Origin of the sequence: Cereibacter changlensis JA139, from assembly GCF_003034985.1 — a bacterium.
Classification (GTDB): Bacteria; Pseudomonadota; Alphaproteobacteria; order Rhodobacterales; family Rhodobacteraceae; genus Cereibacter; species Cereibacter changlensis.
The window spans coordinates 1-12,428 of record NZ_PZKG01000013.1 but is presented as its reverse complement, the minus strand read 5'-3'; the positions used below and the strand labels follow the sequence as shown (position 1 = coordinate 12,428).

Annotated in this window: 12 protein-coding genes; 6 read left to right on the top strand and 6 right to left on the bottom strand. The window is 68.3% G+C overall.

Annotated elements, in window-relative coordinates:
* Positions 1-258: 258 nt before the first annotated feature.
* The 4 genes from proS to C5F48_RS04730 all read left to right on the top strand — a co-directional run bounded on the left by proS (position 259) and on the right by C5F48_RS04730 (position 4,181).
* Entirely contained in the window at positions 259-1,596 is a 1,338-nt protein-coding gene (gene proS / locus C5F48_RS04745) for a proline--tRNA ligase (RefSeq protein ID WP_107662764.1), read from the top strand.
* Positions 1,597-1,674: 78 nt separating this feature from the next.
* Positions 1,675-2,961, top strand: coding sequence for a lipoprotein-releasing ABC transporter permease subunit (locus tag C5F48_RS04740; protein ID WP_107662763.1), 1,287 nt, complete (start codon positions 1,675-1,677; stop codon positions 2,959-2,961).
* Positions 2,954-3,631 carry an ABC transporter ATP-binding protein gene (locus C5F48_RS04735; protein ID WP_107662762.1) on the top strand — a complete coding sequence of 226 codons (678 nt, stop codon included), beginning with the start codon at positions 2,954-2,956 and terminating at the stop codon, positions 3,629-3,631. The genes C5F48_RS04740 and C5F48_RS04735 overlap by 8 nt, the downstream gene beginning before the upstream one ends.
* 151 nt (positions 3,632-3,782) lie before the next feature.
* The gene (locus tag C5F48_RS04730) at positions 3,783-4,181 is read left to right on the top strand and encodes a c-type cytochrome (RefSeq protein ID WP_107662761.1); all 399 of its coding nucleotides are present in this window, start codon (positions 3,783-3,785) and stop codon (positions 4,179-4,181) included.
* Positions 4,182-4,482: 301 nt separating this feature from the next.
* On the opposite strand, the gene C5F48_RS04725 is transcribed toward C5F48_RS04730, so the two are convergent.
* From C5F48_RS04725 to C5F48_RS04700, 6 genes are all read right to left on the bottom strand, one after another.
* The gene (locus C5F48_RS04725; RefSeq protein WP_107662760.1) at positions 4,483-4,794 is read right to left on the bottom strand and encodes a BrnA antitoxin family protein; all 312 of its coding nucleotides are present in this window, start codon (positions 4,792-4,794) and stop codon (positions 4,483-4,485) included.
* Positions 4,770-5,042, bottom strand: a complete 273-nt coding sequence (locus C5F48_RS04720; protein ID WP_107662759.1) for a BrnT family toxin — start codon at positions 5,040-5,042, stop codon at positions 4,770-4,772. The genes C5F48_RS04725 and C5F48_RS04720 overlap by 25 nt, the downstream gene beginning before the upstream one ends.
* A gap of 83 nt (positions 5,043-5,125) precedes the next feature.
* A complete protein-coding gene (parE, locus tag C5F48_RS04715) occupies positions 5,126-7,081 on the bottom strand; it encodes a DNA topoisomerase IV subunit B (protein WP_107662758.1) in 1,956 nt (651 codons plus the stop codon).
* Positions 7,082-7,157: 76 nt separating this feature from the next.
* Entirely contained in the window at positions 7,158-7,532 is a 375-nt protein-coding gene (locus tag C5F48_RS04710; RefSeq protein WP_107662757.1) for a type II toxin-antitoxin system death-on-curing family toxin, read from the bottom strand.
* A 46-nt stretch (positions 7,533-7,578) separates the two neighbouring features.
* A complete protein-coding gene (locus tag C5F48_RS04705; protein WP_107662756.1) occupies positions 7,579-7,827 on the bottom strand; it encodes a hypothetical protein in 249 nt (82 codons plus the stop codon).
* An 88-nt stretch (positions 7,828-7,915) separates the two neighbouring features.
* The gene (locus tag C5F48_RS04700) at positions 7,916-8,575 is read right to left on the bottom strand and encodes a glutathione S-transferase family protein (RefSeq protein WP_107662755.1); all 660 of its coding nucleotides are present in this window, start codon (positions 8,573-8,575) and stop codon (positions 7,916-7,918) included.
* A gap of 178 nt (positions 8,576-8,753) precedes the next feature.
* On the opposite strand from C5F48_RS04700, the gene C5F48_RS04695 reads away from it, so the two are divergent.
* Positions 8,754-10,466, top strand: a complete 1,713-nt coding sequence (locus tag C5F48_RS04695) for a bifunctional helix-turn-helix transcriptional regulator/alpha/beta hydrolase (protein WP_107662754.1) — start codon at positions 8,754-8,756, stop codon at positions 10,464-10,466.
* Between the two features lie 591 nt (positions 10,467-11,057).
* Positions 11,058-12,410: an MATE family efflux transporter gene (locus tag C5F48_RS04690; RefSeq protein ID WP_107662753.1), complete on the top strand. Its 1,353-nt coding sequence runs from the start codon at positions 11,058-11,060 to the stop codon at positions 12,408-12,410.
* Positions 12,411-12,428: the final 18 nt, after the last annotated feature.

Here is a 12,428-nt window from a genome sequence, read left to right as displayed (position 1 = left end):
CCGCCCGCCGGTTTTCGCCCGACCGGGGGCCCCGTCCGGGACACACGGCGCGGGGGCCACGGATTTTCTGCGAAAATCCGCAGGGCGCGTTTTCTGCGAAAACGCCGGCCGGATCTTTCGCAGAAAGATCGCCTCCCCCCGGCCCCGGCAGGCTCCCGCCCGCCGATCCCCGGGCCCCTCGGCGCCGGCAGCGCTTGCCTGCCCTTCGCCGCTCGCCTAAACCCCTTCCCAACCACGCCAGTTCACAGGGGCTTCCTCATGCGTCTCAGCCGTTACTTCCTGCCCGTCCTGAAAGAGAACCCCGCCGAGGCGCAGATCGTGTCGCACCGCTACATGCTGCGCGCCGGGATGATCAAGCAGCAGGCGGCGGGCATCTATTCCTGGCTGCCGCTCGGCTTCAAGGTGCTGCGCCGGATCGAGCAGATCGTGCATGAGGAACAGGCCCGCGCCGGGCACATCCCGCTGCTGATGCCGACGCTGCAGCCGGCCGATCTCTGGCGCGAGAGCGGGCGCTACGACGATTACGGTCAGGAGATGCTGCGCATCAAGGACCGGCAGGAGCGCGAGATGCTCTACGGGCCCACCAACGAGGAGATGATCACCGACATCTTCCGCAGCCATGTGGGCAGCTACAAGGACCTGCCGCTGACGCTCTACCACATCCAGTGGAAGTTCCGCGACGAGATGCGCCCGCGCTTCGGCGTGATGCGCGGTCGCGAGTTCCTGATGAAGGACGGCTACAACTTCGACCTGACCAAGGAAGACGCGCTGCACGCCTACAACCGCCATCTGGTGAGCTACCTGCGCACCTACGAGCGCATGGGCCTGCAGGCGATCCCGATGCGCGCGGATTCGGGCCCGATCGGCGGCGATGACACGCATGAATTCCTCGTGCTGGCCGCGACCGGCGAATCCGAAGTGTTCTACGACAGCGCCGTGACCGACATCCGTCTGGGCCAGCGCGAGATCGACTATGACGACAAGGCGCAGTGCCAGGCGGTGATGGAGGAGTTCACCTCGCTCTACGCCCGCACCGACGAGACCCATGACGCGGCCCTGTTCGACGCGATCCCGGAAGAGCGCCGCAAGTCGGCGCGCGGCATCGAGGTCGGGCAGATCTTCTACTTCGGCACCAAATATTCCGAGCCGATGGGCGCGACCGTCGTCACCCCCGACGGCAGCCGCGTGCCGGTCCACATGGGCTCGCATGGCATCGGCGTCTCGCGCCTGCTTGGCGCGATCATCGAGGCCAGCCATGACGACAAGGGCATCATCTGGCCCGAGGGCGTCACCCCGTTCGGCGTCGGCATCGTCAACCTCAAGCAGGGCGACAGCTCGACCGATCTGGCCTGCGAGGGGCTCTACCGCGATCTCAAGGCCAAGGGCCTCGACCCGCTCTACGACGACCGCGACGAGCGGGCCGGGGCGAAATTCGCCACGATGGACCTGATCGGCCTGCCCTGGCGCATCACCGTCGGCCCGCGCGGCATCGCCAATGGCAAGGTGGAACTGACCTCGCGCCGCACCGGCGTCAGCGAGGAGATGTCTGCCGGCGACGCGATCGAGCGGCTGGTCCAGATCTACGCCGGGATCTGAGCCGGAAAAATCTTCAGAAGATTTTTCCCAAGATCCTTCTGAAGGATCTTGGGTCCCGGTCTTCAACAGGAGCGACCCATGGCCAAGCGCACCGCGCCTTTCGCCGGATTCGAGTGGATGATCGCCTGGCGCTACCTGCGCGCCCGGCGCGCCGAGGGCGGCGTGTCGGTGATGACCTGGATCAGCCTGATCGGCATCACCCTCGCCGTCTTCGCGCTGATCGCCACGCTGGCCGTCCGCGCCGGCTTCCGCGCCGAATTCGTCGACACGATCCTCGGCGCCAATGCCCATGTCACCGTCTATTCGGCGGGGCGCGTCACCGAGACCGGGCAGATGATCCGCGGCTTCGAGGATTATGACGCCGTGTCCGAGCGGGTGGCGGCGGTGCCGGGTGTCACCCGCGCCGCCCCCCTCGTGAAGGGGCAAGTGATGGTGACGGCGGGCGAGACCAACCTCGGCGCCGAGGTCTTCGGCATGCGGGCCGAGGATCTGAAGTCGATCCCCCGGGTCGGGATCGGCGCCGACGCCTTCGGCGATATCGGGCGCTACGACGAGGGCATCGCCATCGGCTCCGGCATCGCGCGCGAGCTGGGGGTGACGGTCGGCGACCGGATCCGGCTGATCTCGCCCAACGGGGTGAAGACCGCCTTCGGCACCTCGCCGCGGGTCTCGGCCTATGAGGTGGTCTATGTCTTCACCGCCGGGCGCTACGACATCGACCGGACACGGATCTACCTGCCCTTCGCCGAGGCGCAGAGCTATTTCAACCGCGAGGGCGTCGCCGACGAGATCGAGGTGATGGTGACCGAGCCCGAAGAGGTCGACGCGCTGGCGCTGCCCCTGATGCAGGCGGCGGGCGAGGGGTCGATGCTCTGGACCTGGCGGGATTCGGCGGGGAGCTTCCTCAGGGCGCTGGATATCGAGGACAACGTGATGTTCATCATCCTGTCGATCCTCGTGCTGATCGCGGCGATGAACATCATCTCGGGGCTGATCATGCTGGTGAAGAACAAGGGCCGCGACATCGGCATCCTGCGGACGATGGGGCTGACCGAGGGCTCGATCCTGCGGGTGTTCTTCATCTGCGGCGCCTCGACCGGGCTGATCGGCACGGCGATGGGGGTGCTTCTCGGCTGTCTCTTCGCGATCTACATCGACCCGATCTTTTCCCTCGTGAACTACGTCGCCGGGGGCGGGGTCTGGGATCCGTCGATCCGCGGCATCTATGCCCTGCCGGCCAAGCTGCAGCCGGTGGACGTGCTCTCGGCGGTCTCGCTGTCGCTGGGCCTGTCCTTCATCGTCACGCTGTTTCCGGCGCGGCGGGCGGCGCGGATGAACCCGGTGGAGGCGCTGCGCTATGAGTGAGACGATGCTGCGGCTGGAGGGGCTCCGCAAGGCCTACAACAAGGGCAAGCCCGGCGAGGTGACGGTGCTGCGCGGGGCGACGATCTCGGTCGCGCGGGGCGAGGTGGTGGCGCTGGTCGCGCCCTCGGGGGCGGGGAAGTCGACGCTGCTGCATATCGCGGGGCTGCTCGATACCGCCGACGAGGGAGTGGTGGAGATCGGCGGGGAAGACATGGCGGGCCTGTCGGACCGGGCCCGGACCGAGGCGCGGCGGGCGGATGTGGGGTTCATCTACCAGTTCCACCACCTCCTGCCCGAGTTCTCGGCGCTGGAGAACATCGTGTTGCCGCAGCTGGCGAACGGGGTGCCGCGGGCGGCGGCGGCGGCGCGGGCCGGGGAGCTCTTGGAACGGGTCGGGATCGCGGCGCGGGCGGGGCATCGGCCGGCGGCGCTGTCGGGGGGCGAGCAGCAGCGGGTGGCCTTCTGCCGGGCCATGGCGAACGGCCCGCGGCTGTTGCTGGCGGATGAGCCCACCGGGAACCTCGATCCCGGCACCTCGGATCAGGTCTTCGGCGTGTTGATGGATCTGGTGCGCGAGACCGGGCTTTCGGCGCTGATCGCCACGCATAATCTGGAGCTGGCGGCGCGGATGGACCGGGTGGTGCGGCTGGAGGCGGGGCGGGTCGTGTGATTTTCACGCGTGAAACGGGCGGCAAATGCCTGATTTCACGGGAAAAGCCGATTTCGCTTAACGAATTTTAAACCATTTGCCCCGCCATGATCTGCGTCATGGAGCGGGCGCCCGGCTTCTGTTGTGCTGGGCCGAGCCTCAGGAGGACATCATGCGCCTGCCATCCCGCCTCATCCTTGCCCTCGCCGCCGCGACGCTTGCGGCCTGCGTTCCGCCCGAGACCCCGACGGGGAAATCCGATTTCGATGCGCTCTGCGCCGGTTGCCACGGGCTCGGCGGCAAGGGCGACGGCGACATGGCGGCGATGCTCGACCAGAAGCCGGCGGACCTGACGACGCTGTCGGCGAAGAACAACGGCCATTACCCGGGCACCGAGATCATGGCGCAGATCTGGGGCTATGCGAAGCCGCAGGGCCGGGTGATGCCGGAGTTCGGGCCGCTTCTGGAAGGCGATCTGGTGCCCTTCGACAGCGGCGACGGGATATTGACGCCGACGCCGATCCGGTTGGTGCAGTTGGAGCAATATGTGCGGGGGTTGCAGGAGAAGTGAAGCGCCGGGTGGGGGCGGGGTGGAACCCCACCCTACAAGGGTGCGCAATGAATGCGCACCCTACGGGGCTTGCGCAATGAATTCGCCCCTTATGGGCGTTGGGGAGGGGTGGGGTGGAACCTCACCCTACGAGGCGTGGTGGATGCCGCGCCGATGGAGGCGCCAAGGGGACGGATGTCTTGAGTGACGCGTAGGGCGGGTTTCACCCCACCATGCGTGCTGCCACTCGGCAGGACGCCGTCAGTGAGGCGTAGGGTGGAGTTTCACCCACCCGTCTCCTGCGGCGGGCCTCTTGGGGCCGTCAGAGCCCCAGCGCCTCGCGCAGCTTGGCATTGGCGCGGGTCTGCCAGCCTTTGCCGCCGGCCTTCAGCCGGGCAAGCACGTCGCGGTCGAGATACATGGTGACGCGCTGCTTGCGCTCTTCCTCGGGCAGCACCGGGCGGCCGTGGCGGCGCAGGATCTCCACCAGTTCGGGAAAATCGGTGACCGGGCGGGCGCGGGCGAAATCCTCTTCGGTCCAGATCCAGGTGTCCGGGTCCGACTCGGCGGCGGCGGTGATCGCGGCGTCTTCCTCGGGGGAGATCGGCGCTAGCTTCCTCGTTCTGCGATCCATAGCTTTTCCTCCCGGCCATTCGCCTTGCGCAGGCAGATAATCCGAATGCGCCCGCTTCGGCGCGTGAAGGCGACGAAGTGCACTCTCGGTCCGATCAGCCCGAGAGCCGCCTCGCGGAGTTCACTGTAGTCGCGCCGCGCGTCGGTTCGGATCAGCGCCGAAGACCATTCGAAATCTTCGATAGCCGCGAAATCCACGCCATGCTTGGCGAGGTTGCTGCGGCGCTTCTCCTCGTCCCAGTCCCACATTTAATATGCATACATTAAGGCGTCAAGCGTGACGCCCATCCTGTCGCAGCGGTGGTTACAGGGAGGTTAAGCCCCGGGGGAGATCAGACGTCGAGCTCCTCCACGAAGCGCGCGTTCTCCTGGATGTACTGGAAGCGCAGCTCGGGTTTCTTGCCCATCAGCCGCTCCACCAGATCGCCGGTCTCGCCCGGTTCGTCCTCGTCGATGCTCACCCGGATCAGCTTGCGGGTGAGGGGGTTCATCGTGGTGTCCTTGAGGTCCTTGGCGTCCATCTCGCCCAGACCCTTGAAGCGCTGCACGTCGATCTTGCCCTTGCCGCCGAGGCCCTTGGCGAGCCACAGCTCCTTCTCCACGTCGTCGGCCACATACATCCGCCGCGCGCCCTGGGTCAGGCGGTAGAGCGGCGGGCAGGCGAGGTAGAGGTGGCCCTTGTCGATCATCGGGCGCATCTGGGTGTAGAAGAAGGTCATCAGCAGCGAGGCGATATGGGCGCCGTCGACATCGGCGTCGGTCATGATGATGATCTTGTCGTAGCGCAGGTCGTCGACCTTGAAGCGGGTGCCCATCGAGACGCCGAGCGCCTCGCAGATGTCGCGGATTTCCGAATTGTCGTTCAGTTTCGCCGAGGCGGCGCCGAGGACGTTGAGGATCTTGCCCTTCAGCGGCAGGAGGGCCTGGGTCTCGCGGTCGCGCGCGCCCTTGGCGGAACCGCCGGCCGAGTCGCCCTCGACGATGAAGAGCTCGGTGCCCTCGCGGGTCTTCGAGGTGCAGTCGGTCAGCTTGCCGGGCAGGCGCAGCTTCTTGGTGGCGGTCTTGCGGGCGGTTTCCTTTTCCTGGCGGCGGCGCAGGCGTTCCTCGGCGCGCAGCACGAGGAAATCGAGGATGGCCCCGGCGGATTTCGTGTTGGCGGCGAGCCAGTTGTCGAAATGGTCGCGCACGGCGTTTTCCACCAGGCGCGCGGCCTCTTCGGTGGCGAGGCGGTCCTTGGTCTGGCCGACGAATTGCGGCTCGCGGATGAAGACCGAGATCAGCGCGCAGCCGCCGGCGAGCATGTCGTCGCGGGTGATCTGGTCGGCCTTGCGGTTCTTGACCAGCTCGCCATAGGCGCGGATGCCCTTGAGGATGGCTGACCAGAAGCCGCTTTCATGCGTGCCGCCTTCGGGGGTGGGGACGGTGTTGCAGTAGGACTGGATGAAGCCGTCGCGCGCAGGCGTCCAGTTGATCGCCCATTCGACCGAGCCGGGGATGTTGAACTTCTCCTGGAAGCCGATCTTCCCGGCGAAGGGCTTCTCGGCATAGGTGGTGGCGCTGCTGAGCTGTTCGGCGAGGTAGTCGGCGAGGCCGCCGGGGAAGTGGAACACGGCCTCCTGCGGGGTATCGCCGTCGGCAATGGCGGATTTCCAGCGGATCTCGACGCCGGAGAAGAGATAGGCCTTGGAGCGGACCATCTTCAGCAGGCGGGCGGGCTTGAACTGGAGGTGGCCGAAGATCTCGGGATCGGGGTGGAAGGTGACCGAGGTGCCGCGGCGGTTCGGAGCGGGGCCGATCATCTTGACCGGGCCCTGCGGGATGCCGCGGGAGAAGCTCTGGGCGTAGAGCTCGCGGTTGCGGGCGACCTCGACCCGCATGGTGTCGGAGAGGGCGTTGACCACCGAGGCGCCGACGCCGTGCAGGCCGCCGGAGGTCTGGTAGGCCTTGCCGGAGAATTTCCCGCCTGAGTGCAGCGTGCAGAGGATGACCTCCAGCGCGGATTTGTTGGGGAATTTCGGATGCGGGTCGATCGGGATGCCGCGGCCGTTGTCGCGGATGGTGATGGAGTAATCGGCGTGCAGCTCCACCTCGATCCGTGTGGCGTGACCGGCGACGGCCTCATCCATCGAGTTGTCGAGCACCTCGGCGACGAGGTGGTGCAGGGCGCGCTCGTCCGTGCCGCCGATATACATGCCGGGGCGTTTGCGGACGGGCTCCAGCCCTTCCAGCACCTCGATGGAGGAGGCGTCATAGGTTTCCGGCTGGCCGGAGAGGAGATCGTTGGCCATTGGGTGCTCGATTCTCTTTAAGTCTTGTTGGGGTAGCAGTAGAGCATCCCAAGCGAGGGGTTCGCAAGATCTGGGGTCAGCGGGATTTCGCACGCAGCCAGTCGGCGAGGGCGGATTCATCCATGTGACCCTGCGCCACGCGGATGATGACGGGGCCGACATCCTCTGCCTGCCATGCGATCTGGACACCGTTGAGGTCAAGACAGACGTCCATGGACTGATGGGCGGTGCGCTTGTTGGCGTCGTTGAAGCAATGGCCGCGGGCGATGGCGACGGCATAGGCGGCGGCGAGGTCGAAGACATCGACCACGAGACCGTAGGCCAGCCGGTTGTCCACGCGTGCGAGCGCCCCTTCGAGAGAGGCGCCGCCGGCGCGCCCGGTGAGTTCCCCGGGGTTCAGAACGGCATCGTGAATCGCTTCGACCAGATCGAGGGTCAGCACCTGGAACATCTGCACAGACTCAAAACGGGCTCAAAACGGGCTCAAAACGGGAAACTCACTTGTCCTTGAGGTAGTCGAGGACGGGCTGGTTGACCGCCCGGCGGCGCGCGAGGCTTTCCATCACCTCTTCGCGGGTGGCAGCACGCGGCTCTTCGCTGGCGACCGCATCGGCGGGAACGAGGTAGCCGACCAGCGCCGAGTTCTTGAGGATCGCCACCGGCTTGCCGCCCGAGCGTTCCAGCACCTTATGCGGTTCACGCAATTCGGTCATCGTGGCGATATGCGGCGTCAGAAGACGGGTCATGCGGACCTCCTGTGCATTGTGCGGTGGAATATACACTGAAATACACAAAAGGCAAGCTGCGCCCGCCGGGAGGGCGGGCGCGCAGGGCTCATGCAGGCTCTTCGAGCCGCTTCTGCATCATGCTCTGGAAGCCGGGGCGGGACTGGCAGCGTTCCAGCCAGGCCTTCACCTTGGGGTGCTCCTCCATCAGCGCCGCATGGCCTTGGGCGTAGCGCAGGCATTCGGCGGTGTTGATGTCGGCCACGGTGAAGCGGTCGCCCATCAGGTAGTCATGCGCCGCGAGATGATCCTCCAGCCGCTTCAGCGGGCGGCGCAGCTTCTGCGCGGCGATGGCGAGACCGGCCTGACCCTCGCGGGTGGCGTCGCCGCCGTCCTGCTGGATGAACAGGATTTCCAGCGACGGTCCCTCCAGCGAGGTGGCGGCGAAGAGCGCCCATTGCGTCATCAGCGCGCCTTCCGCCGGTGTCTGCGGCCCGAACAGGCCGCCGTGGTTGCGGGCGATGTAGAGCGTGATCGCCAGAGACTCGGTGAGCACCAGCCCGTCGGCGTCCATGCAGGGGATCTGGCCCAGCGGGTTCACCTTGAGGAATTCGGGGGAGGCGGTGTTCAGCGGCGCGTCGGGGCCGGTGGCGTCGCTGAGCCGGTAGGCCTGGATCACCGGGACGTGGCGGAACGGCAGGCCGAGTTCGGCCAGAAGCCAGAGCGGGCGCGACGCGCGCGAGCGGTAGACGCCGTAGATCGTGAGCATGGGAACCTCCGTGGGACAGCGTGACCCTAGACCTGCCGCGGGGGAAGGAAAAGGGGGCTGCGCCTCTCTTGCGGTGGTGCTGCGACAGGAAGGCGCAACTTCCGGTAGAGCGTTTATTTCATTGGGATTTTAGGTGACGTAACGTAGCATTCCGGTCATGGGGGAGCGCGAGGAAACCATGACGGAGGAGGATCCCGTCCGCGAGCGCCGGGCGGAGATCATCGGCCTGCTCTACGAGGTTGCGCTGGACCCGAGCCGACTCGGCGCGCTGGCCCAGGCCTGGCAACGCCATGCCGCGGCGCTGCCGCATGGCTCCCTCGACGATCCGCAGATCGAGGCGCATCTGCGCCGCGCCTCGCAGTTCCTCGGCCGGCTGGCGGCGGCCCGGGCCGAGACCGGGATCCGCGCGCTGCTCGACGGCATTCCCCGGCTGGCCGCCTTCGTCAGCGATGGGGTGCTGCGGATCGCCGCCTGCAACCGGGCGGCGGCGCTGGCCTTCCGCATCACCGAGGGCGCGCCGCTGAGCGCGCTGCCCTTCGACCCCGCCGACGGGGCGGCGCTGACCGCGGCGATCCGCCGGGTGGCCTCGCGCCGGGCCGAGCGGCTGATCACGCTGCGCCTGCGCTCGACGCTGACCGGCGGGCCTGTGATCCTGCGGGTCAGCCCGGCCGACAGCGCCGAGCTCAGGCCGCTGGCGCTGGTGCTGTCGACCGAGCTGGTCTGGCCCGAGGGTTTCGCCGAGACCGTGCAGCAGGCCTTCAGCCTGACCGCGGCCGAGGTGGACATCGTGCGCGGCGTGACGCTGGGCCTGCCGATCCGCGACATCGCCGAGGTTCGCGCCCGCTCGGTCGACACGGTGCGGACCCAGATGCGCTCGATCCTCGCCAAGACCGAGACCCATTCCCAGGCCGAGCTGGTGCGGGTGGTGCTGGGGCTGATGGACCTCGCGCTGACCCCGCTCGGCCCGCTGGAGCCGCCGGCGCTGGGCGCGCTGCCGGAGACGGCGCCGCCACGGACGCTGGTGCTGCCGGACGGCCGGCGGCTGGACTGGATCGAGTTCGGCGATCCCCAAGGCGCCGCCTGTCTCTACATGCCCTCCGAATTCGGCTTCAGCCGCTGGCCGGCCGCCGCCGAGCGCGAGGCGGCGGCGCGCGGGATCCGGGTCATCGCGCCGATCCGCGCCGGCTACGGCCGCAGCGACCCGCCCTCCCGCGGCAGCGACCCGCTGACCGCGGTGACGCTGGATTACGCGGCGGTGCTGGACCATCTGGGGCTGGAGCGGGTGGCGGTGCTGGCGCTGGGGGCGGATCTGCGCTTTGCCGCCAATCTGGCGCTGCTGCACCCGGGGCGGGTGACCGGCATCCTCGGCTGCGCCGCCCGACTGCCGCTGCGCAGCCCGGCGCAGCGCGACCGGCTGGGCCCCTGGCAGCGCTTCGTCGCGGTGAACGCCCGCTCCGCCCCGCGGATGCTCGGTTTCCTGATCCAGGCCGCCTTCGCGCTGGGCCGGCGGCGGGGCAAGCAGGCGCTGCTGACCCAGGCGCTGGCCGGCTCCGCTGCCGATCTCGCCGTGCTGGCCGATCCGGAGCTGCGCGACGCGCTGCTGCAGGGCTCTGAGATCTGCCTCGGGGCGCGCGCCTCGGCGCATGACGCCTTCGCTCGCGACATGATCGGGGCGCAGAAGGACTGGTCGGGCCTGCTGCGCGCCTGCCGGGTTCCGATCCTGCTGCTGCAGGGCGACGCCGACCCCGGTGCGCCGGCGCCGACGATTCGCGATCTCGCCCGGGACTTTCCGGAGGTTGAAGTGGAGATGGTGTCGCACAGCGGCCAGTTGCTGTTCGTCTCGCGCTGGTTGCAGGCGCTGGACCGGCTGGGCGAAATTCTGCCCCGCTGAGTGAAGTTAACCGCCCCTCGAGGCCCGACCTACCGCAGATGGGGTATGCGCGGAAACGCGCCGAGCGCTACCACGGTCCTGTGCCGAAGACCTTTTCCAATTCAGCTTTGTGAACAAGACCTTTGTACCAAGGGGGGCGACGGCGCGAAGGACGGCCGTCGCCCCTTTTTCCATTGCTGCAAGGCCTTTGCAGTTTCGAGGCTTGGCTGCCGGGGCTTGCTGCGCAGGCCCGGCTATAGCCTCGCGGTCGGCCCCGTGCGATCCGCAGTCCTGCACATCCGGCCACTGTCCCTGCACCCGCCGCCTGGGCTTGGCAGAGCTCAAGGCCCCCAGCGCTGGCCGAAGGCCGGGATGTCCTGGTCGAGCAGCGGCTGGAGCAATGAAGGAACGGGACTGCGCGCAGCCCCATGACGCAGTCCTTTGCAGGCGCAGGACCGGAAACCGCGACGCCGAGATCGCCGAGGGCCGCGCCCCTGTCGGACGCTCGGCGCCGGTCGATCTCCTTGCCCGGAAGCCGCGGGGATGAGCTTTCGAAACCGCCCGATTTCGCGGCATATTGCCGGGAGGGCCGGCACAGGATAGGGGATCGTCATGACCCGTCCCCTCACCCTCACCGGCCATGCCCGCGCGACGCTGGCGCTGGGGCTGCCGCTGATCGGCAGCCACCTGGCGCAGATGTCGCTGCATGTCGCCGACACGGTGATGCTGGGCTGGTACGGCGTCACCGAGCTCGCCTCGGTGGTGCTGGGGGCCTCGCTGTTCTTCATCGTCTTCATCCTCGGCTCGGGCTTCGCCCAGGCGGTGATGCCGATGGTGGCACAGGCGCTCGGCCGCGGCGACGAGGCCCAGGTGCGGCGCGACACCCGGATGGGGCTTTGGCTCTCGATCGGCTTCGGGCTGATCTGCTACCCGCTGTTCTGGCACGCCGGCCCGATCCTGCGCGCCGCCGGGCAGGACCCCGAGGTGGCGCAGCTGGCCGAGGATTACCTGCGCATCGCCGGTCTCGGCATGATCCCGGCGCTGCTGGTCATGGTGCTGAAGAGCTACCTCGCGGCGCTGGAGCGCGCCCAGGTGGTGCTCTGGGCCACGCTGGCGGCGGTCGGGCTGAATGTCGCGCTGAACTGGCTGCTGATCTTCGGCAATGCCGGCGCGCCGGAGCTCGGCGTGCGCGGCGCGGCCATCGCCTCGGTGGCGGTGCAGCTGCTGACGCTGGCGGTGCTCGGCGCCTATGCCGCGCTCCTGCCGGCGCTGCGCCGCTTCCACCTGTTCCAGCGCTTCTGGCGGCCCGACTGGCAGGCGCTGCGCCAGGTCTTCGCGCTGGGCTGGCCGATCGGCCTCACCGGCCTCGCCGAGGGCAGCATCTTCCAGGCCTCGGCGCTGATGATGGGCTGGATCGGCACGGTGGAGCTCGCCGCCCATGGCATCGCGCTGGAGATCGCGGCCCTGGCCTTCATGGTCCACCTCGGCCTGTCGAACGCCGCCACGGTCCGCGCCGGCCGCGCCCAGGGCAGGGGCGACGCGAAGGGCCTGCGTGACGGGGCGAAAGTGGCCATCGGCCTGTCGCTCGGCTTCGGCCTGAGCATGGTGGCGCTGTTCCTGACGCTGCCGGGGCCGATCGTGGCGCTGTTCCTCGACCGCGCCAACCCGGATTCCGCCGCGATCATCGCCTTCGGCTCGGTGCTCCTGGCGCTGGCGGCGCTGTTCCAGATCGCCGACGCGCTGCAGGTCATGGCGCTGGGCCTGCTGCGCGGCCTGCGCGACACGCGGGTGCCGATGCTGCTCGCCACCATAAGCTACTGGCTGATCGGCATCCCGGCGAGCTACATCCTCGCCTTTCCGCTGGGCCTCGGCGGGGCCGGCCTCTGGATGGGCCTCGTCATCGGCCTCACCGTCGCCGCCGTCCTGCTGATGACCCGGTTCTGGCGCCGCGCGCCGAAACCCTGATCCCCTCACCTTGCGCAA

Excerpts from the sequence above, each read along its gene's own strand:
- proS (WP_107662764.1), top strand. The coding sequence starts at position 259 with ATGCGTCTCAGCCGTTACTTCCTGCCCGTCCTGAAAGAGAACCCCGCC.
- C5F48_RS04740 (WP_107662763.1), top strand. The coding sequence starts at position 1,675 with ATGGCCAAGCGCACCGCGCCTTTCGCCGGATTCGAGTGGATGATCGCC.
- C5F48_RS04735 (WP_107662762.1), top strand. The coding sequence starts at position 2,954 with ATGAGTGAGACGATGCTGCGGCTGGAGGGGCTCCGCAAGGCCTACAAC.
- C5F48_RS04730 (WP_107662761.1), top strand. The coding sequence starts at position 3,783 with ATGCGCCTGCCATCCCGCCTCATCCTTGCCCTCGCCGCCGCGACGCTT.
- C5F48_RS04725 (WP_107662760.1), bottom strand. The coding sequence starts at position 4,794 with ATGGATCGCAGAACGAGGAAGCTAGCGCCGATCTCCCCCGAGGAAGAC.
- C5F48_RS04720 (WP_107662759.1), bottom strand. The coding sequence starts at position 5,042 with ATGTGGGACTGGGACGAGGAGAAGCGCCGCAGCAACCTCGCCAAGCAT.
- parE (WP_107662758.1), bottom strand. The coding sequence starts at position 7,081 with ATGGCCAACGATCTCCTCTCCGGCCAGCCGGAAACCTATGACGCCTCC.
- C5F48_RS04710 (WP_107662757.1), bottom strand. The coding sequence starts at position 7,532 with ATGTTCCAGGTGCTGACCCTCGATCTGGTCGAAGCGATTCACGATGCC.
- C5F48_RS04705 (WP_107662756.1), bottom strand. The coding sequence starts at position 7,827 with ATGACCCGTCTTCTGACGCCGCATATCGCCACGATGACCGAATTGCGT.
- C5F48_RS04700 (WP_107662755.1), bottom strand. The coding sequence starts at position 8,575 with ATGCTCACGATCTACGGCGTCTACCGCTCGCGCGCGTCGCGCCCGCTC.
- C5F48_RS04695 (WP_107662754.1), top strand. The coding sequence starts at position 8,754 with ATGACGGAGGAGGATCCCGTCCGCGAGCGCCGGGCGGAGATCATCGGC.
- C5F48_RS04690 (WP_107662753.1), top strand. The coding sequence starts at position 11,058 with ATGACCCGTCCCCTCACCCTCACCGGCCATGCCCGCGCGACGCTGGCG.